The 18,427-nt window shown below is 64.7% G+C and carries 19 protein-coding genes; 15 read left to right on the forward strand and 4 right to left on the reverse strand.

All coding sequences use genetic code 11. The annotated features are described in order from the left end of the window. Positions 1 to 18: 18 nt before the first annotated feature. From RAD15_RS10245 to xth, 12 genes are all read left to right on the forward strand, one after another. Positions 19 to 357 (forward strand): P-II family nitrogen regulator, encoded by a 339-nt coding sequence (locus RAD15_RS10245; RefSeq protein WP_008142802.1) that lies wholly within the window; start codon positions 19 to 21, stop codon positions 355 to 357. A gap of 74 nt (positions 358 to 431) precedes the next feature. Beyond that, positions 432 to 1,733 (forward strand): ammonium transporter, encoded by a 1,302-nt coding sequence (locus RAD15_RS10250; RefSeq protein ID WP_458176901.1) that lies wholly within the window; start codon positions 432 to 434, stop codon positions 1,731 to 1,733. 42 nt (positions 1,734 to 1,775) lie between these two features. Beyond that, complete coding sequence (locus RAD15_RS10255; protein WP_458176903.1) at positions 1,776 to 2,090, forward strand: ArsR/SmtB family transcription factor; 315 nt, start codon at positions 1,776 to 1,778, stop codon at positions 2,088 to 2,090. Positions 2,091 to 2,102: 12 nt separating this feature from the next. Further along, a complete protein-coding gene (locus RAD15_RS10260; protein WP_458176905.1) occupies positions 2,103 to 2,477 on the forward strand; it encodes an SRPBCC family protein in 375 nt (124 codons plus the stop codon). Between the two features lie 41 nt (positions 2,478 to 2,518). Next, complete coding sequence (locus tag RAD15_RS10265) at positions 2,519 to 3,121, forward strand: ATP-dependent Clp protease proteolytic subunit (protein WP_128930524.1); 603 nt, start codon at positions 2,519 to 2,521, stop codon at positions 3,119 to 3,121. 423 nt (positions 3,122 to 3,544) lie between these two features. Beyond that, positions 3,545 to 3,883: a P-II family nitrogen regulator gene (locus RAD15_RS10270; protein WP_008142813.1), complete on the forward strand. Its 339-nt coding sequence runs from the start codon at positions 3,545 to 3,547 to the stop codon at positions 3,881 to 3,883. Positions 3,884 to 3,920: 37 nt separating this feature from the next. Beyond that, the gene (locus RAD15_RS10275; protein ID WP_458176907.1) at positions 3,921 to 5,369 is read left to right on the forward strand and encodes an ammonium transporter; all 1,449 of its coding nucleotides are present in this window, start codon (positions 3,921 to 3,923) and stop codon (positions 5,367 to 5,369) included. 203 nt (positions 5,370 to 5,572) lie between these two features. Next, positions 5,573 to 5,977 carry a GFA family protein gene (locus tag RAD15_RS10280; RefSeq protein ID WP_458176909.1) on the forward strand — a complete coding sequence of 135 codons (405 nt, stop codon included), beginning with the start codon at positions 5,573 to 5,575 and terminating at the stop codon, positions 5,975 to 5,977. Between the two features lie 319 nt (positions 5,978 to 6,296). Continuing rightward, the gene (locus tag RAD15_RS10285) at positions 6,297 to 7,511 is read left to right on the forward strand and encodes an aminotransferase class I/II-fold pyridoxal phosphate-dependent enzyme (protein WP_458176911.1); all 1,215 of its coding nucleotides are present in this window, start codon (positions 6,297 to 6,299) and stop codon (positions 7,509 to 7,511) included. Between the two features lie 9 nt (positions 7,512 to 7,520). Beyond that, a complete protein-coding gene (locus RAD15_RS10290; protein WP_458176913.1) occupies positions 7,521 to 10,001 on the forward strand; it encodes a DNA translocase FtsK in 2,481 nt (826 codons plus the stop codon). A 95-nt stretch (positions 10,002 to 10,096) separates the two neighbouring features. Next, entirely contained in the window at positions 10,097 to 10,909 is an 813-nt protein-coding gene (locus RAD15_RS10295; protein ID WP_458176915.1) for an outer membrane lipoprotein carrier protein LolA, read from the forward strand. A gap of 196 nt (positions 10,910 to 11,105) precedes the next feature. After that, positions 11,106 to 11,921: an exodeoxyribonuclease III gene (xth, locus tag RAD15_RS10300; protein WP_458176917.1), complete on the forward strand. Its 816-nt coding sequence runs from the start codon at positions 11,106 to 11,108 to the stop codon at positions 11,919 to 11,921. 28 nt (positions 11,922 to 11,949) lie between these two features. On the opposite strand, the gene RAD15_RS10305 is transcribed toward xth, so the two are convergent. Both RAD15_RS10305 and RAD15_RS10310 read right to left on the reverse strand, forming a co-directional pair. Beyond that, positions 11,950 to 12,393 carry a Crp/Fnr family transcriptional regulator gene (locus tag RAD15_RS10305; RefSeq protein WP_458176919.1) on the reverse strand — a complete coding sequence of 148 codons (444 nt, stop codon included), beginning with the start codon at positions 12,391 to 12,393 and terminating at the stop codon, positions 11,950 to 11,952. A 59-nt stretch (positions 12,394 to 12,452) separates the two neighbouring features. Next, positions 12,453 to 13,139 carry a response regulator transcription factor gene (locus tag RAD15_RS10310; protein ID WP_007598630.1) on the reverse strand — a complete coding sequence of 229 codons (687 nt, stop codon included), beginning with the start codon at positions 13,137 to 13,139 and terminating at the stop codon, positions 12,453 to 12,455. Between the two features lie 235 nt (positions 13,140 to 13,374). Between RAD15_RS10310 and RAD15_RS10315 the strand changes: the two genes are divergently transcribed. Together RAD15_RS10315 and RAD15_RS10320 are read left to right on the forward strand one after the other, a co-directional pair. Further along, positions 13,375 to 13,911, forward strand: coding sequence for a L,D-transpeptidase family protein (locus RAD15_RS10315; protein ID WP_458176922.1), 537 nt, complete (start codon positions 13,375 to 13,377; stop codon positions 13,909 to 13,911). Positions 13,912 to 13,917: 6 nt separating this feature from the next. Further along, positions 13,918 to 14,703 (forward strand): 2-keto-4-pentenoate hydratase, encoded by a 786-nt coding sequence (locus tag RAD15_RS10320; protein WP_458176924.1) that lies wholly within the window; start codon positions 13,918 to 13,920, stop codon positions 14,701 to 14,703. Between the two features lie 150 nt (positions 14,704 to 14,853). Here the strand turns inward: RAD15_RS10320 and RAD15_RS10325 are convergent, their stop codons facing one another. After that, positions 14,854 to 15,543, reverse strand: a complete 690-nt coding sequence (locus RAD15_RS10325; RefSeq protein ID WP_458176926.1) for a YggS family pyridoxal phosphate-dependent enzyme — start codon at positions 15,541 to 15,543, stop codon at positions 14,854 to 14,856. A 109-nt stretch (positions 15,544 to 15,652) separates the two neighbouring features. On the opposite strand from RAD15_RS10325, the gene RAD15_RS10330 reads away from it, so the two are divergent. Next, a complete protein-coding gene (locus tag RAD15_RS10330) occupies positions 15,653 to 17,356 on the forward strand; it encodes a diguanylate cyclase domain-containing protein (RefSeq protein WP_458176928.1) in 1,704 nt (567 codons plus the stop codon). Here RAD15_RS10330 and RAD15_RS10335 read toward each other — a convergent pair. Beyond that, positions 17,353 to 18,327, reverse strand: coding sequence for a GGDEF domain-containing protein (locus RAD15_RS10335; protein WP_458177389.1), 975 nt, complete (start codon positions 18,325 to 18,327; stop codon positions 17,353 to 17,355). The two genes, RAD15_RS10330 and RAD15_RS10335, sit on opposite strands and share 4 nt — an antisense overlap. Positions 18,328 to 18,427 lie beyond the last annotated feature (100 nt).

The following is an 18,427-nucleotide window of genomic DNA, read 5'->3' on the forward strand; positions in this document are numbered from 1 at the left end:
CGGGGAATAGGCCTGACCATGAAACTCGTCGTCGCGATCATCAAACCCTTCAAGCTCGATGAGGTCCGCCAGGCCCTGACGGCGATCGGCGTCCACGGCATGACCGTGACCGAGGTGAAGGGCTATGGACGCCAGAAGGGCCACACCGAGATCTATCGCGGCGCCGAATATGTCGTGAACTTCCTTCCCAAGCTGCGCATCGAGATCGCGGTCGCCTCCGACGTCGCCGACAAGGCGGTCGCCGTGATCACCGCGACCGCGCGCACCGGGCAGATCGGCGACGGCAAGATCTTCGTCACGCCGATCGACCACGCGCTGCGCATCCGCACCGGCGAAACCGACAGCGACGCGCTCTAACCACCGACGTCCAAGATCGCACCGGGCAACGACGCCACAGCGTGCGACGTAATTTCTGTGCTGGGGGAAACGACATGGCGGGATTGTTGCGCCGCGCAGCCTGCATGGCTGCGCCGATCGGATTTGTGTCCGCCATGGCTTCGCCGGCGCACGCCGCAGGCTCCGAGATCAACACCGCCGATACCGCCTGGATGATCGTCGCCACCGCGCTGGTGCTGATGATGACGATTCCCGGGCTCGCGCTGTTCTATTCCGGCATGGTGCGCAAGAAGAACGTGCTCGCCACCATGGCGCAGAGCCTTGCCGCGGTGACGATGATCTCGATTCTCTGGGTCGCGTTCGGCTATTCGCTCTGCTTCGTCGGCGACGGCCCGTGGATCGGCACGCTCGACCGCTGGTTCCTCGCCGGCATGACGATGGACAGCGTCAACCCGGCGGCAAAGACGATTCCGGAATCGCTGTTCATGCTGTACCAGATGACGTTTGCGATCATCACGGTGGCGCTGGTCGCGGGCTCCGTCGCCGACCGCATGCGGTTCTCCGCCTATCTCCTGTTCTCCGTCGCCTGGTTCATCTTCGTCTACATTCCGCTGGCGCATTGGGTGTGGGGCGGCGGCTTCCTCAACAGCCTGGGCGTGCTCGACTTCGCCGGCGGCCTCGTGGTGCATCTGTCGGCCGGCACCGCCGGCCTCGTCGCCGCGAAGGTGATGGGACGCCGTCATGGCTACGGCACCGAAAATCTCTCGCCGTTCGATCTGTCGCTCGCGGTGATGGGCACCGGCCTGCTCTGGGTCGGCTGGTTCGGCTTCAACGGCGGCTCGGCAGGCGCGGCCAATTCGCGCGCAGTGCTGGCGATCATCGCGACGCATCTTGCGGCCTGCTCCGGCGCGCTGACCTGGGGCGCGATCGAGTGGTCGACCCGGCGCAAGCCTTCCGTGCTCGGCATGATCTCCGGCGCGGTGGCCGGGCTCGGCACCATCACGCCGGCCTCCGGATTCGTGGCGCCCTGGCATGGCATCGTCATCGGCGTGATCGCAGGTCTCGTCTGCTACTGGGCCTGCACCTGGCTGAAGCAGCGCTTCAACTATGACGATTCGCTCGACGTGTTCGGCGTTCACGGCATCGGCGGCCTGACCGGCACCCTGCTCGCCGGCGTGTTCGCCACCAGCGCGATCGGCGGCACCGCCGGCCTGCTCGAGGGCCACCCGCAGCAGCTGCTGATCCAGCTCTATGGCGTCGCCGTCACCTTCGTCTGGTCGGCGGGCGTGAGCTTCATCCTGCTCAAGCTGGTCGGCCTGTTCGTGCCGCTGCGCGTATCCCGTGAGCACGAACTCGAGGGGCTGGATATTTCGCAGCACGGCGAAGCCCTTCAGTAATCGGGGCTTGCGCAACACATAAGCGCGTGCTTATGTGTTGCCATGATCGAAGCCGACATCTTCAAGGCGCTGGCCGACCCGACGCGCCGAAAGGTCTTTGAGAAGCTCGCTGGCGGAAGCCTGAATGCCAGCGCTTTGCGCGACGGATTGGAGATCAGCCAACCTGCGATGTCGCAGCATCTTTCGGTGCTGCGCGCCGCTGGCCTCGTGCGCGAGCAGCGGCAGGGCCGCTTTGTGAATTACGAAGTCGACCCGGATGGAATCGTCGCCATCGGGACATGGCTCGCGCGCTACCGCGCCTATTGGCCGAAGCGCATGGACGCACTCGCCGATCTCCTAAAGGACATGGACCAATAAGGACCTGGATCAATGAGCGACGCAGCAAAGCCTGATCCCGCCGACGTAGCCGTCGTAGTCGAAGAAGCCCTGGTGCTCGAATATGATTTCGATGCGCCGCCGGCAAAGGTCTGGCGCGCCGTGACCATTCCAGCGCTGCGCGAGCGCTGGCTGCCGGATTGCGACCTTGCGGGCGCCGAGCCGGAATCATCGATCGCGGGCGAAGAGGTGCGGTACCGGCTTCGCGATTCCGAGCCGCCATTTCGCGAAAGCCACGTCATCTTCCGGATCGAGCCGAACGTGTCAGGCGGCACCCGCTTTCGCATCATCCAACAAGCCTGCGATATCAGCGCGAAGCTGCCGCAGGCGGCCAACGGCAATTGCTGCCTGATGCGCGCAGCGGCCTAACAGCAAACAGACTTCATCATCTGCAGACATGGAGGTCGCCGATGCGCGACATGCTTCAGCTCGTCCCTATGGTCGTCGAACAATCCGCCCGTGGCGAACGATCCTTCGACATCTACTCGCGGCTCCTGCGCGAGCGCATCATCTTCCTCAACGGCGAGGTCAATGACGCGATGTCCGGACTGGTCTGCGCGCAGCTCTTGTTCCTGGAGGCGGAGAATCCGAGCAGGCCGATCAATCTCTACATCAATTCCTATGGCGGCGTGGTCACCAGTGGTCTCGCGATGTACGACACCATGCAGTTCATCAAGGCGCCGGTTCATACGCTGTGCATGGGCACCGCGCGCTCCATGGGCTCGTTCCTGCTGATGGCCGGCGAACCCGGTCACCGCGCCGCTTTGCCCAATGCGAGCCTTCACGTGCATCAGCCACTCGGCGGCTTCCAGGGCCAGGCGTCCGACATCCTGATCCATGCCAACGAGATGCAGGAAACCAAGCGGCGCATCACCCGGCTCTATGCGCAGCATTGCGGACGAACTGAAGAGGAGGTCGAACGGACCCTGGACCGCGACCACTTCATGACCGCGCAGCAGGGGGTCGAATGGGGCCTGGTCGATCGGGTTTTTGCAGAGCGCGACGCCGCCTGATGGTCCGACAGCGGCCTTCAGCCGGATACCTTTCGGCGAGGCTCGTCCGCTCGACCTTGTCCGCCCTGCGCGTATCCCGTGAGCAGCGGGCGCGAAGGGCGCGATATCTCTCAAGCGCTTCCGTAATATGATACCTTTTGGCTGCCCGACGCGTGAGCAACATTGTGTCGGCAGCCTGTCGTGCACTTATTTTAATCAGTCGTGACCACGTATTGAGCGCGACGTAATAGCGCACTGCAGCGCAATACGCGCCGGGCGCGAAAACACCCGTTTTCATAGTCCGTTAGGCAACACGCCCGATCTGGCACGGCATTTGATTCTAGGGGGTCTGGCTGTGCCCGCGTAGTGAACTTCTCCCTCGTGGCGAACCAGTCGAGAAACGCCCGGCCACGTCCGGACCGGGCCCAAGCGGGGATAGGACCCATGAAAATTGTTATGGCGATTATCAAGCCATTCAAGCTGGAAGAAGTCCGCGACGCCCTGACCGCCATTGGCGTTCACGGTCTCACGGTGACGGAAGTCAAGGGATATGGCCGTCAGAAAGGCCATACGGAAATCTATCGCGGCGCCGAATACGCCGTGAGCTTCCTGCCCAAGATCAAGATCGAGGTCGCTGTCGCCTCCGACCAGGTCGACAAGACCATCGATGCCATCACGTCCGCCGCGAAAACCGGACAGATCGGCGACGGCAAGATCTTCGTCATCAACCTCGACCATGCGGTCCGCATCCGCACCGGCGAGGCCGATGCCGCGGCCCTTTGATTTCGCGCGCAACCTTTACCAATCAGGAGTGAATAAGATGACGTTTAAGCGTCCCTATGGCGCGGGATTGGCGGCTCTCGCAGTCGGCCTGTTCGCTGCGACCGCAGCCTACGCCGAGCCAACGGTCAACAAGGGAGACAACGCCTGGATGCTGACATCGACAGTGCTCGTGCTGTTGATGACCATCCCCGGCCTCGCGCTGTTCTACGGCGGTCTCGTCCGTTCCAAGAACATGCTCTCGGTCCTGATGCAGGTGTTCTACACCGTCTGCGTCGTCACCGTGATCTGGGCCGTGTACGGCTACAGCCTCGCCTTCACCGGCGGTTCCGACTTCATCGGCGGCTTCTCCAAGGCCTTCATGATGGGCGTCACCACCGACTCGAAGGCCGCGACCTTCTCGGTCGACGCCAACATCTCGGAGCTCATCTATATGTGCTTCCAGATGACCTTCGCGGCGATCACGCCCGCCCTCATCGTCGGCGCTTTCGCCGAGCGCATGAAGTTCTCGGCAATCGCTCTCTTCATCCCGCTCTGGGTCACGCTGATCTACTTCCCGATCGCGCACATGGTCTGGTACTGGCCCGGCCCGGACATGATCCAGGATGCGGCCAAGGCTCTGGCTGCTGCCACTGACGCGGCGGCCAAGACCGCGGCGCAGGCCAAGCTCGACGAGATCAATGCCGACGCCGGCTGGATCTTCAAGGCGGGCGCGATCGACTTCGCAGGCGGCACCGTGGTGCACATCAACGCCGGCATCGCAGGTCTCGTCGGCGCTCTCCTGATCGGCAAGCGCGTCGGTTACGGCAAGGAGCTGATGGCCCCGCACTCGCTGACCATGTCGATGATCGGCGCCTCGCTGCTCTGGGTCGGCTGGTTCGGCTTCAACGCCGGCTCCAACCTCGAAGCCAACGGCGGCGCAGCCCTCGCCATGACCAACTCCTTCGTCGCCACCGCAGCCGCCGCGCTGTCGTGGATGTTCGCGGAGTGGATCGTGAAGGGTCATCCGTCGGTGCTCGGCGTCATCTCCGGCGCTGTCGCGGGTCTCGTGGCCGTCACGCCTGCCGCCGGCTTCTCCGGCGTCATGGGCGCGATCGTCCTCGGCCTCGTGGTCGGCGTGGTCTGCCTGTTCTTCTGCACCGTCGTGAAGAACGCGCTCGGCTATGACGACTCTCTCGACGTGTTCGGCGTGCACTGCGTCGGCGGCATCGTCGGCGCCCTCGGCACCGGCATTCTCGTCAACCCCGCCCTCGGCGGCGCCGGCATCATCGACTACACCGCGATCCCGCCGAAGGTCGCCGATTACGACTTCGCGGTTCAGATGCTCGCCCAGCTCAAGGCCGTCGGCACCACGCTGGTGTGGTCGGGCGTCGGTTCGGCGATCCTCTACAAGGTCGTCGATGTGATCGTTGGCCTCCGCGCCAATGTCGAGAGCGAGCGTGAAGGCCTCGACATCACCGAGCACACCGAGCGCGCCTACAACATGTAACTCTCCTCCCGGACGCGGTCTCACCCGGGACCGCGTCCACAACTACGGTTTGGGCACATACCCGGCAATGCCCCGACCGTTGAGGGGCTCCAGCGCAAGTTGGAGCCCCTTTCTTTTTGCCTCGCATGCCGAAGAAAAAGATTGCCATTCAGCACGGCCGGCGCAGAAATATCGACCTCAAGAACAACAAACGGGAGGTCGTCATGCGTTTGGAAGGCGGATGCTATTGCGGTGAAGTGCGCTATGTGGCCGAGGGCGATCCGATGATGCAGGCCCAGTGTCATTGCCGCGAGTGCCAGTACATCTCGGGCGGCGCGCCCAACACCTTCATCGCGATGCCGGCGGCGGGCTTCAGCTACATCACCGGCCAGCCCAAGCAGTTCATGCGCAAGGACCTCGAACGCGCCGTGACGCGCGAGTTCTGCGCCGAATGCGGCACGCATCTGGTGACCAAGGTTCCGGGTCTGCCGGCCGCGATCCTGAAAGTCGGCACGCTGGACGAGCCAAAGCAGTTCCATCCGCAGATGGCGATCTACACCTGCGACATGCAGGACTTCCACGCAATCCCCGCCGGGATGAAGACATTCGAGAAGCTGCCGGGGCACTGAGGCCGCGATGACAGTGCGCTCCCTCCCCCGCCTGCGGGGAGGGCAGGGGAGAGGGTGTCTCAACATCGAGATAGTCCCTATGTGGAGAGAACCCTCACCCGGCGCTACGCGCCGACCTCTCCCGCAAGCGGGAGAGGTGCAACCAGCCCCGCCCTGAGCTTCGCATCCCGTTGTTATCCGGCCCCAATATTCCTGCTCTGGACGGAGGCGGCGGCCGATGGTTAATCGCGTCTTAACCTCGCCCTATCTATGGTGAACTGAACCGCTTCCCGCCGGCGCTTTGGTGCGACCGGCCGTTCCAAGAGTACTGGCGCCCAGAATGGTCATGACCGCTTCATCCCGCGCGCCGCAGAGCGGTGGAAGCTCCGATACCGAACGCTCGCCCTTTGTCCGGCTGAACGAGCTGCTGGCGCCGCATCAACCTGGCAAGCCCTTGATTTCGCTTGCAGTCGGCGAACCGCAGCATCCGGTACCTGATTTCGTCGGCCCGGTGCTGGCCAAGCACATCGCCGATTTCGGCCGCTACCCGATGAACCAGGGCACCGAGCCGTTTCGTAACGCAGCGAGCGCCTGGCTGTCGTCGCGCTTCAAGCTGCCGCGACCGCTCGACCCCAAGACCGAGCTTCTGGTCCTCAATGGCAGCCGTGAGGGGCTGTTCCTCGCCGCGATCGCAGCCGCGCGTTATGTCGGCCCGCGTCCCGGCAAGCCGGCCATCCTGATGCCGAACCCGTTCTATCCGGTCTATGGCGCCGGCGCCGGCGCCGCGGCCTGCGAGTCGATCTATCTGCCGACCACGGTCGAAAACGGCTTCCTGCCCGATCTCGACGCCATCGACGAAGCGACGCTGGCGCGCACGGTGGCGTTCTACCTGGCCTCGCCGGCCAATCCGCAGGGCTCGGTCGCCAAGCCCGACTATTTCAGGCGATTGAAGCAGCTCGCCGACCGCTACGGTTTCGTGATCCTCAGCGACGAGTGCTATTCCGAGATCTACACCCGCGAGGCTCCGGGCAGCGCGCTGGAATGCGCCGGCCCCGACTTCACCCGCGTGGTTGCGTTCCAGTCGCTGTCGAAGCGCTCCAACCTGCCAGGCCTGCGCGTCGGCTTCGCCGCCGGCGACAAGAAGTTCATCGGCATGTTCCTCGAGCTGCGCAACATCGCAGCGCCGCAGGTGCCGGTGCCGCTCCAGCACGTCGCAACCGTTGCTTACGGCGACGAGGCGCATGTCGAGGAGAACCGCAGGCTGTACCGGATCAAGTTCGATCTCGCCGACCAGATCATCGGCAACCGTTACGGCTATCGCCGTCCCGACGCCGGCTTCTGCGTCTGGCTCAACACGTCCGCGATCGGCGACGACGTGTCGGTGTGTCTGAAGCTCTTCAAGGAAGCAGGCGTGCGCGTGGTGCCCGGCAGTTATCTGGCGCGGCTCCAGCCCGACGGCTTCAATCCCGGCGCGGGCTACATTCGCCTCGCGCTGGTGCAGGATGGCGAGACCACGGCGCAGGCGCTGCATCGCCTGGTCGAGACTCTGGGTTAGGCGGGGCCCGTGAGCATGTCGGCAATCGAACGTGTCATTCCACTGGTCGGCCATCTGCCGCCCTCGATCCGCGAGGGGCTGGCGCGGCGCATGCGCGAGCTCACCGGGCTCGGGCTGATCGCGCTGTCGGGCGTCGCCTCGGCCGCGCTGATGACCTGGTCGGTGCAGGATCCCAGCCTCAGCCACGCGACCTCGCGGCCGATCCGCAACATTCTCGGCTACGCCGGCGCGATCGGCGCCGACCTTGCCATGCAGATCCTCGGGCTCGGCGCCATCATGCTGGTCCTGACGGTCGCGGTCTGGGGCTGGCGGATGATGACGCATCGCCCGTTCGACCGCGAAGCGCTGCGGCTCGGCTCCTGGATTCTCTGCACGGTGATCGCCGCGGGCTTTGCCAGCTGCTGGCCGCATGGCGGCGCCTGGCCGCTCCCGACCGGAATCGGCGGCGTGGTCGGCGATGCGCTGGTGCGTGCGCCCGCGGTCGTGTTCGGCCCGCCCGGCGCGATCTACCGCATGGTGCTCGGCGTCATCCTGTTCGTCGCGATGGCCGCAACCTTCCTGATCGCCTGCGGCGTCGGCGCGCGCGAGCATGACGACGAGCTCACGGAGATCGAGGACGACGACAAGCCACTCGACGAGGACGAGGAGAGCGATCGCGGCTCGGTGTCGCTGGGCTGGCTGTTCCATGCGCTGATGAGCACCAAGGCACGGCTGATCTGGCTGTGTGGCGCTGCCTACCGCTCGCTGGTGTCGAGCGGACCGAAGACCAAGGCCGTTGCGTTCAGCCGCCAGGAGCCGAATCTCGGCGGCGGCCGCGCCGCACCCTCGATCTCGCCGCAGGCCGAGGACGAGGACTACGAAGACCGGCACGAAGCAGCAGAGGAAGACGAGGAGGAGGAAGAGGAAGAGCCGGCCGCGCGCGCACCGCGCAAGAAGGCCGCGCCGAAGGCGGCTTCCAAGAAATCCTCCGACAAGTTCGAGCTTCCGTCCGTCTCCGTACTGGCGGCGCCCAAGGCCGGCGATCGCCAGCCGCTCAGCAAGGCCGAGCTGGAAGCCAATTCGCGTTCGCTCGAAGGCGTGCTCCAGGATTTTGGCGTGCGCGGCGAGATCGTCAAGGCCAATCCGGGTCCCGTCGTCACGTTGTACGAGCTGGAGCCCGCGCCCGGCATCAAATCGTCGCGCGTGATCGGGCTTGCCGACGACATCGCCCGCTCGATGAGCGCGCTGTCGGCGCGCGTCGCCGTCGTGCCCGGCCGCAACGCGATCGGCATCGAGCTGCCGAACGCGCATCGCGAAAAGGTCTATCTGCGCGAGCTGCTGGTCGCCAAGGAAACCGTCGACACGGTGGCAAAACTGCCGCTCTGCCTCGGCAAGACCATCGGCGGCGATCCTGTCATCATCGATCTCGCACGCACGCCGCACATGCTGATCGCCGGTACCACCGGCTCGGGCAAATCGGTCGCCATCAACACCATGATCCTCAGCCTGGTCTACCGGCTGCGCCCGGACCAGTGCCGGCTGATCATGGTCGATCCGAAGATGCTCGAACTCTCCGTCTATGACGGCATTCCGCATCTGCTCACGCCCGTCGTGACCGACCCGAAGAAGGCGGTGGTCGCGCTGAAATGGGCGGTGCGCGAGATGGAAGAGCGCTACAAGAACATGGCCAAGCTCGGTGTGCGCAACATCGACGGCTACAATGCACGCCTGCTCGAAGTGAAGGCCAAGGGCGAAGAGCCGACGCGCACGGTGCATACCGGCTTCGACAAGGAGACCGGCAAGGCGATCTACGAGGAAGAGAAGCTCTCGCTCGAGCCGCTGCCCTACATCGTCATCATCGTCGACGAGATGGCCGACCTGATGATGGTCGCCGGCAAGGACATCGAAGGCGCGGTGCAGCGCCTCGCGCAGATGGCGCGCGCCGCCGGCCTGCACGTGATCCTCGCGACGCAGCGCCCGTCGGTCGACGTCATCACCGGCACCATCAAGGCGAACTTCCCGACCCGCATCGCCTTCCAGGTGACCTCCAAGATCGACAGCCGCACCATCCTCGGCGAGATGGGCGCCGAGCAGCTGCTGGGCCAGGGCGACATGCTCTACATGGCCGGCGGCGGCCGCATCAGCCGCGTGCACGGACCGTTTGCCTCGGACGAGGAAGTCGAGAAGGTGGTGCGTCATCTCAAGACGCAGGGCCAGCCGGAATATCTCGAAGCCGTGACCGCCGAAGAGCCGACCGAGGACGAGGACGGCGCCGTGTTCGACGCCACCGGCATGGGCGGGGATGGCGGCGGCGATCTTTTCCAGCAGGCCGTTGCCATCGTCAAACGCGATCGCAAGGCCTCGACCAGCTACATCCAGCGCCGCCTGCAGATCGGCTATAACCGCGCCGCATCGCTGATGGAGCGCATGGAACTGGAAGGCATCGTCGGGCCCGCCAACCACGCCGGTAAGCGCGAGATTCTGGTCGAGGAAGAAGACAGCCATATGTGAGGCGAGGCGCCTCTAAACATAATTTCACGCAAAATCGATATCTGCTTTTGCCCGAAATCACGGTAAAAGGGCGCCCAGCCATACAGGACGACGCGTTGATCACACATCCGGACATTCGATTCGCTGCCTCCGTCGCCGCGAGAAGCGTGCGCGTTGCCGGCGCACTTCTCGTCACCGCCGCGATCGTGACCGCGTCCTCATTCGCGCAGAACGTCCCCGTGCCGAAGCCCGCGCCGAAGGGCCGCGACGGCGGCGCGTCCGCCGGCGGCCCCGCCGTCACCGGCGCGACGCAGACGCCGCCGAACCCGGTGATTCCGGATCCGCGCCGCAACGTGCCGAGCAGCATCTTCCAGACCTTCGATGCCAACCAGAAGGCGCAGGCGGCCAAGGTCAGCGCCTATCTGTCGTCGCTGTCGACGCTGGTCGGGAATTTCGTCCAGGTCGGCCCCGACGGCAGCAAGACGCAAGGCGACTTCTACATCCAGAAACCGGGCAAGGTGCGCTTCGAATATGACGCGCCGAGCCCGATCGACATCGTCGCCGACGGGTCGTCACTCGTGGTGCGCGACCGCAAGCTCGCGACCCAGGACGTCTATCCGCTGTCGCAGACGCCGCTGCGCTTCCTGCTGTCCGACCGCATCGACCTGATGAAGGACACCAACGTCGTCAACGTCTCCGCCGACGACGTCTTCGTCAGCGTCACCATCGAGGAGAAGCAGGCGCTGGTCGGCACCAGCCGCCTCCTGCTGATGTTCGGTGCCAAGGACGGCCAGCTGAAGCAGTGGACCGTCACCGACCCGCAGGGCTACGACACCACGATCGCGGTCTACAATCTCGACGCGACCAAGAAGCTCGATCCCGGCATGTTCAAGATCGATTTCACCAACTACGGCCCGTCGCCGGGATAGGTGCGTAGGGTGGGCAAAGGCGCTCTTGCGCCATGCCCACCACCTTTCCCCGTCGCGATCGGCACGTGGGCACGCTTCGCTTTGCCCACTCTACGAGAGCACGCCCAGACCCTGACATCCCAAGCCCGAAAAGACGGTGGGCACAGCGCTTTGCGCCTTTGCCCACCCTACGAGAGCTTGCTAAGACGCATCCCTCATGCGTCTTTCCCTGACAACCTGGAACATCAACTCGGTGCGGCTGCGCATCGATCTGGTCGCGAAATTCCTCAAGAGCGCGCGGCCGGACGTGCTGTGCCTGCAGGAGACCAAGTGCATCGACGATGCCTTTCCGCTGAAGCGCTTCAAGCGGCTCGGCTATGAGCATGTCGCGCTGAACGGGCAGAAGGGCTATCACGGCGTCGCCATCGTCTCGAAGATTCCGTTCGAGTCCAAGGACGTCCGCACCTTCTGCGACAAGGTGGATTCGCGCCATATCTCGGTGTCGTTCGGCGAGAAAGCGAACATCGCAAAGCCGCTGGTGCTGCATAATTTCTACGTGCCCGCCGGCGGCGACATTCCCGATCCCGCGCTGAACGAGAAATTCGACCACAAGCTTCGCTTCCTCGACGAGATGAAGGCGTGCGAGCCGCTGCATCCGCGCGGGGAGGATCGCCACATCCTGGTCGGCGATCTCAACGTTGCCCCGCACGAGAACGACGTCTGGTCGCACAAGCAGCTGCTGAAAGTGGTCTCGCACACGCCCATCGAAACCGAGAAGCTGCAGGCGGCGCTGAACGCCGGCGAATGGATCGACGTCGCGCGCGACCGCATCCCGATGTCGGAAAAGGTCTATACGTGGTGGAGCTACCGCTCCGCCGACTGGACCGTCGGCGATCGTGGCCGCCGGCTCGATCACATCTGGGTCTCGCGCGCGCTGAAGGATGCCGTCAGCGATTTCAAGATTTTGCGCGACGCGCGGAGCTGGGAGCGGCCGTCGGACCATGTGCCTGTCACGGTGACGCTGGATCTATGATCGTCGCCCTGGCTTTCGCCAGGACGACTTAAGACGTCAGCTTCGCGCCCGCCATCAGGATATCGCTCGCAATCTGGCTTGAGCGAGCCGCGAATTCATCACGCAGCCGAACGGCGGCGGCGGGGTCGCTCTCGAGCACGCGCTGGAACAGGCTGCGGGCGACGCGGATGACGGAGGCGTGCTCCAGCGCGATCGCGCTCGACGGACGCTTCATCGGCACCACCAGCGCGAGCTCGCCGATCAGCGCGCCGGGACCGGCGATCATCTCGGCGCCGGCGCCGTCGTCGACCCGGAAGGCGCCGCGCTGGACCACGAAGCCGGCATCGGCGTCGTCGCCGAGATTGAACAGCACGTCGCCGCGGACGAAGTCACGCTGCTCGGATCCGATCGCCAGCATGCGCAACGAGGCGTCTCCCAACAGGCGCAGTGTCGGGACACGCTCGAGAAGCGCTACGTCGTCGTCGATTGACATTCAGATCCGAGGCTCAAGGGGGCGCGATCTAAAACGATTCGCACGCTCCCCAAAGCGTATCACGGCACCAGCTTGTAGCCACCGGCTTCCGTGACCAGGATCTCCGGGTTGGCGGCATCCTTCTCGATCTTCTGGCGGAGGCGGTAGATGTGGGTTTCCAGCGTGTGGGTGGTGACGCCGGAATTATAGCCCCAGACCTCCTGGAGCAGGGTCTCGCGCGACACCGGCATCTGGCCGGCGCGGTAGAGGAAGCGGAGGATCGCGGTTTCCTTCTCCGTCAACCGCACCTTGCGCGCGTTGGCGGCGGTCAGCATCTTGGAGCCGGGCCGGAAGGAGTAGGGGCCGACCGAGAACACCGCGTCCTCGCTGGCCTCATGCTGGCGCAGCTGGGCGCGAATGCGGGCCAGCAGGACGGCGAAACGGAACGGCTTTGCGACGTAGTCGTTGGCGCCGGATTCCAGCCCCAAAATCGTATCGGAATCGGTGTCATGCCCGGTGAGCATGATGATCGGAGCCTTGAACCCGCCCTTGCGCAAGGAGCGGACAACTTCGCGACCGTCGGTGTCGGGCAGGCCGACATCCATCAGAACGAGATCGGGGGCATTGGCCTTTGCGGCGCTCGCGCCCTTGGCGCCGGTATCGACGGCGGAGGCTTCGAATTCTTCGTGCAGCGATAATTGCTCCACCAACGTATCGCGCAGATCGGTATCGTCATCCACGATCAGGATCTTGCGGGCATTGGCCATAGGGGGTCATCCTTTTGGGGGCCGGCTCGGCGCGCATGCATGCTGCACCCAGCCGGGAGGGAAGTTTAGGGGTCGCCGTTATTATTGTTGTTCGTGTTGAAGTAGTGGGCTGTTACCGATTCTCAAGCCAGAACCACTCTAACTCAGAATAGCAGGGCGTCTTGATGAATGTCCTGTAATGAATTCGACATCGCACGTTCACATGAAAAACGAAGCGACTTCAGTTGGTTACGCCATGAATCGAAGCGCCAGACCACTCTCCGCGATCCACGTTAAGGCTGCTGCAGGGAATCCCCGCAGAGGCTGGCTGACGGCCGGAGCGCTGACCATCCCGGTGGCGCTGGGCCGGGGCGGCATTCTGGCCAACAAGCGTGAGGGCGATGGCGGCACCCCAAGGGGCAGCTTCCGGCCCCGGCAATTGTGGTGGCGGGGCGATCGGCACAGCCGGCCGCAGACTTTCCTGCCGGCGCGGACCATCACCGGCGAGGACGCCTGGTGCGAGGATCCCGGAGATCGCCATTACAACCAGGGAATCCGCCTCGGCGCGGAGCAGGGCGGCGATCGGCTCATGCGGGCCGACCATCTCTATGACTTCATCATCGAAATCGACCACAACACCAGGCCGCGCATCGCCGGCCGCGGCAGCGCGGTGTTTCTGCACCTCGCCCGCGACAATTTCGGCCCGACGGCGGGCTGCGTCTCCATGACGAAATCCGCGATGCTGCAATTGTTGCGGCGATTGGGACCAAGAACAAGAATCATCATCGGGTGAGGGCACATGCTCGACAACGACCAGATTGCCACGGCATCGCGCGTCCTCTTCCAGAATTGGCGCGACGGCACCAAGCTCGACGCGCTTGAGCCGCGCCTGCGACCGCAGAGCCGCACGGAGGGTTATGCCGTTCAGGCCGGGCTCGAAACATTGTCGCGCGGAAAGTTGTTCGGCTGGAAGATCGCGGCAACGAGCGAGGCCGGACAGAAGCACATCAACGTCTCGGGACCGCTGGCCGGGCGCATCATGAGCGACACGGTGATTGCCGATGGCGGCACCGCCGCGATGAAGGGCAACGAGATGCGCGTCGGCGAGCCCGAATTCGCCTTCCGCATGGGACGCGACCTGGTGCCACGCACGACGCCGTACACGGTCGACGAAGTGCTTGCTGCCGTCGACACCTTGCATCCCGCGATCGAGATTCCCGATTCGCGTTTTGCCGATTTCGCGAGCGCCGGCGAGGCGCAGCTCATCGCCGACAATGCCTGCGCGCATCTGTTCGTGCTGGGCGCGGCGACGGCTGCGAACTGGCGCGCGATGGATCTCATCGAGGAGCGGCCGCAGATCTCGCTGCGCGGCCAGCGTTACATCGGTCACGGCAAGAACGTGCTCGGCGATCCCCGCGCAGCACTCGCCTGGCTCGTCAACGAGCTGCGCGGGCTCGGCATCATCTTGCGGGCAGGGGAGGTGGTGACGACAGGCACGTGTCATCCGCCGCTGCCGATCCATGCCGGCGATCATTTCGCGGCGGATTTTGGCGCGTTGGGGAAGGTGTCGGTGGGGTTTGTGTAGCTACAGCTGTCGTCCTGGCGAAAGCAGGACCCATACCGCGTGATCTACGCAAGGGGCAGGATGGTCGTTGCCCTGGTCTTCGCCAAACAAGCTATTGGGGTAATGGGTCCTGGCTTTCGCCAGGACGACCAAAAATAGATTCGCCGATAATCACCGATGCCCGAAGATCGCGCTGCCCACCCGCACATGCGTGGCGCCGAGCATGATGGCTGTCGCGAAATCCGCGCTCATGCCCATCGAGAGGTTCGTCAATCCGTTGCGCGCGGCAATCTTTGCGGTGAGGGCAAAATGCGCCGCCGGCGGTTCGTCGACCGGCGGGATGCACATCAGCCCGGAGATCGTCAGCCCATAGGTGTCGCGGCAGCTCGCGAGGAAGGCATCGGCCTCGCCGGGGGCGATGCCGGCCTTCTGCGGCTCCTCGCCGGTGTTGATCTGGACGAACAGCTGCGGGTGCTTTTTCTGGGATTCGATTTCCTTGGCTAACGCCTGGCAAATGCTCGGGCGGTCGACCGAATGGATGGCATCGAACAGTGCGACCGCTTCCTTCGCCTTGTTGGATTGCAGCGGTCCGATCAGGTGCAGCGCGATATCCGGGTAAACAGCCGTTAACGCCGGCCACTTGCCCTTGGCCTCCTGCACCCGATTCTCGCCGAATACGCGCTGTCCGGCGTCGATGACCGGGGTAATTGCATCTGCGGCGAAAGTTTTCGACACCGCGATCAACGTGACGGAGGCGCGATCACGCCGCGCATCCTTGCAGGCACGCGCGATTTCGGCTTCGACCGCGGCGAGCGCGTTTGGTGAATGGCCGGTTACCGGCGCGGCGTTTTCTTCTGTCATGATGTTCGATTGGCTGTGGTCGTAACCGAGGTAAGTCCAATTTTACCGAGTTCAAGAAAGAGTTTTTGAACCCTTCGCTTTACCTTGGCCCATGGGGTGGGTAGCGAAGATGGCAAACGTCAGTCTCAACCGCAAACGAGCGAAACTCAAGCGGGTTCTCGGAATCCGGGCGCGGCTTGCGTTGCTCGCGGTGATTCTGGTGGCGCCCTTGATGTTCGAGCGCATCCGTTCGCTCGAAGACACGCGCACGCGGCAGATCGCGCAGGCCGCGGCTGAATTCACCACCGTCGCACGGCACAGCGCCGATGCGCAGCGCGAGGTGATCTCGTCGGTCGAGACCATCCTGAAATCGGAAGCCTTCATCCGCGCCTCCGCCGGCGGCATCAGCAAGAGCTGCGACGTGCTGCGCGCGAGCCTGCCGTCGAGCCTGCCCTGGATTCGCACGCTGCTGATCGCCGGCCAGGATGGACGCATCCAGTGCGCCACCAACAACATGTATGTCGGCCTCGACCTCAGCGACCGGCCCTACTTCCAGCAGGCGCAGGAAACCGGCCGCTTCGTGCTGAGCGACTTCATCATGTCGCGGCCGGTGCCGTCACCGACCGTGATGGCGGTCTATCCGGTGTCCGCCTTCAGCGGCGTCGCCGACGCCGTCGTGCTCGCCACCGTCAACCTCGACTGGATGTCGAAGGTCATGAACAATCTGGGTGGCCGCGCCGGCATCACCGCCGTGCTGGTCGACAGCACGGGCACCGTGCTGGCCGCGCCCGCCGACCAGCACAGCGCGGTGGGCCGTCCCCTCGACAACATGCCGCTGATGTCCGCGATCGCCGACAAGGCGCTGCGGTCGGACCAGGATGAGGGCTCGCTGTCCTTCCTCGCCGCCGACGGCTCGCGCCGCGCGGTCAGCTACATCCGCATCGCCGGCACCAATGCCCGCCTGATCGCCAGCATCGACGAGGATAAGGTGTCTGCGGCCGTGAGCCGCGACATCCGCACTGCCTATCTCCAGCTCGCTTTCGTCGTCCTGTTCGTTCTGCTCGGCGCGCTGATCGCTGCCGAGAAGCTGGTGATCAAGCCGATCGAGATGCTCGCCGACATGGCCAAGCGCCTCGGCGAAGGCGATCTGTCGGCGCGCGCCGCGCGCAACCGCCTGCCGGCCGAGTTCGTGCCGCTGGCCCGCGCGTTCAACGCGATGGCCGCACAGCTCAGCCAGCGCGAGCGCGAGCTGATCGCCAGCAACGACCGCCTGACCGTGATGGCTTCGATCGACATGCTCTCGGGGCTAGCCAACCGCCGCGGCTTCCAGAGCCGGCTCGACTTCGAATGGATGCGCGCGCAGCAATATGGCAGCGACCTCGCGCTCCTGATGATCGACGTCGATCACTTCAAGCTGTTCAACGACACCTACGGCCATCTCGAAGGCGATTCCTGCCTGACGCGTCTCGGCGAATCGCTGTCGGGCATCGCGGCCGACACGATGGGCTTTGCCGCCCGCTACGGCGGCGAGGAATTCTGCCTGCTGCTGCCGAACACCGATGTGATGCGCGCCGTCGAGATCGGCGAGCAGGCGCGCGCGGCCGTGCTCAAGCTGTGCCTGCCGCACATCACCTCCGCCCACATGATCGTCACCGTTTCGATCGGCGTTGCCGCAACGAGGCCCAATGAAGCCCTGCGCCCCGGCGATCTCATCGAGGCCGCCGACGCCGCGCTCTATGCCGCGAAGCATCGTGGCCGCAACAATGTCGTCGAGCACGGCGTACAGGCGATCGAGAGCGGCGCGGCAGCCATGATGCTGGCCGCCAGCGCCTAGCCCGCGGCCCCGGCGCGATCGAGCTCGATCTCAGTCACCACGCGATTGCGGCCGCCGCCCTTGGCGAGGTAGAGCGCGCGATCGCAGCGCTCGACGAGGTCGGTGATTGCTTCGCCGCGCCGGTATTGCGCCACGCCGATCGACACGCTGATGATGGGCAGGGTCTCCCCGGTCGAGCGGCGCGTGATCTTGCATTCGGCGATTGCGTGCCTGATGCGCTCGGCGATCTCCGTGCAAGCGGCGAGATCGGCATCCGGCAGCACCGCGATCAGCTCCTCGCCGCCATAGCGGGCCGGCAGATCGTGCTCGCGAACCTTTTCGCGCAGCACTTTCGCCATCAGGCGCAGCACCTGGTCACCGACGCCGTGGCCGAAATTGTCGTTGAAGGTCTTGAAGTGGTCGATGTCGAGCATCAGCACGCTGAGCGGCTCACCCCAATCCGCCGTCGCCTGCGCCTTGCGCAGGAATTCATCGCGCGCCCGCCGGTTCGCGAGGCCCGTCAGCGTGTCGGTCCGCGCGCGCTCCTCGGACTTGGAAAGCGAATCCCTGATGACATCGAGCTCACGGGCCTTTTCGGCAAAGCCCGCCTCCAGACGCGTTGCCCGAGTGGCGGCCCGCGCCAGCTCGTTCATGAGCTGGGCAACCAGCGCCTTGGGGTCGACGCCGGCCGTGCCCTGGTCGGCGACCTCGCTGATCGCCCGCATCTGCGAACGGTTGTCGGCGATCGCGGTCGCCAGAAACTCCTTCGCCGTCCCCATCAGGGCATGCAGCCGCTCGGACGTGACGACGACGGCGCTCACCTGGGGGGCAACGTAGGTCTCGAACAGATCCTGATTGGTGCGGGTGTCGAAGGGACGGTTGTGGTCGATCAGGAGATCGATGGCATTGCGCAGATCGTCATGGCTGCCGGCGAAATACTGGAACCAGACCGCAAAGTTGGTCGGCGTCGGCGGAATCCGCTGCTCGGCCATGCTTCGCATCGCCCGTCCGGCGATGGACGCGGCATAGTCGTAGTCGAGCTCGTCCAAGCTGGCGTCCATCGCGGATATGAGGGTCCTGGGCAGGCGCAAC

The sequence above is a fragment of the Bradyrhizobium sp. 14AA genome (assembly GCF_054185205.1).

What these genes read in the sequence shown, in the direction of transcription:
- RAD15_RS10245 (WP_008142802.1), top strand. Translation starts at nt 19, where the DNA reads ATGAAACTCGTCGTCGCGATCATCAAACCCTTCAAGCTCGATGAGGTC.
- RAD15_RS10250 (WP_458176901.1), top strand. Translation starts at nt 432, where the DNA reads ATGGCGGGATTGTTGCGCCGCGCAGCCTGCATGGCTGCGCCGATCGGA.
- RAD15_RS10255 (WP_458176903.1), top strand. Translation starts at nt 1,776, where the DNA reads ATGATCGAAGCCGACATCTTCAAGGCGCTGGCCGACCCGACGCGCCGA.
- RAD15_RS10260 (WP_458176905.1), top strand. Translation starts at nt 2,103, where the DNA reads ATGAGCGACGCAGCAAAGCCTGATCCCGCCGACGTAGCCGTCGTAGTC.
- RAD15_RS10265 (WP_128930524.1), top strand. Translation starts at nt 2,519, where the DNA reads ATGCGCGACATGCTTCAGCTCGTCCCTATGGTCGTCGAACAATCCGCC.
- RAD15_RS10270 (WP_008142813.1), top strand. Translation starts at nt 3,545, where the DNA reads ATGAAAATTGTTATGGCGATTATCAAGCCATTCAAGCTGGAAGAAGTC.
- RAD15_RS10275 (WP_458176907.1), top strand. Translation starts at nt 3,921, where the DNA reads ATGACGTTTAAGCGTCCCTATGGCGCGGGATTGGCGGCTCTCGCAGTC.
- RAD15_RS10280 (WP_458176909.1), top strand. Translation starts at nt 5,573, where the DNA reads ATGCGTTTGGAAGGCGGATGCTATTGCGGTGAAGTGCGCTATGTGGCC.
- RAD15_RS10285 (WP_458176911.1), top strand. Translation starts at nt 6,297, where the DNA reads ATGGTCATGACCGCTTCATCCCGCGCGCCGCAGAGCGGTGGAAGCTCC.
- xth (WP_458176917.1), top strand. Translation starts at nt 11,106, where the DNA reads ATGCGTCTTTCCCTGACAACCTGGAACATCAACTCGGTGCGGCTGCGC.
- RAD15_RS10305 (WP_458176919.1), bottom strand. Translation starts at nt 12,393, where the DNA reads ATGTCAATCGACGACGACGTAGCGCTTCTCGAGCGTGTCCCGACACTG.
- RAD15_RS10310 (WP_007598630.1), bottom strand. Translation starts at nt 13,139, where the DNA reads ATGGCCAATGCCCGCAAGATCCTGATCGTGGATGACGATACCGATCTG.
- RAD15_RS10315 (WP_458176922.1), top strand. Translation starts at nt 13,375, where the DNA reads ATGAATCGAAGCGCCAGACCACTCTCCGCGATCCACGTTAAGGCTGCT.
- RAD15_RS10320 (WP_458176924.1), top strand. Translation starts at nt 13,918, where the DNA reads ATGCTCGACAACGACCAGATTGCCACGGCATCGCGCGTCCTCTTCCAG.
- RAD15_RS10325 (WP_458176926.1), bottom strand. Translation starts at nt 15,543, where the DNA reads ATGACAGAAGAAAACGCCGCGCCGGTAACCGGCCATTCACCAAACGCG.
- RAD15_RS10330 (WP_458176928.1), top strand. Translation starts at nt 15,653, where the DNA reads ATGGCAAACGTCAGTCTCAACCGCAAACGAGCGAAACTCAAGCGGGTT.
- RAD15_RS10335 (WP_458177389.1), bottom strand. Translation starts at nt 18,327, where the DNA reads ATGGCCGAGCAGCGGATTCCGCCGACGCCGACCAACTTTGCGGTCTGG.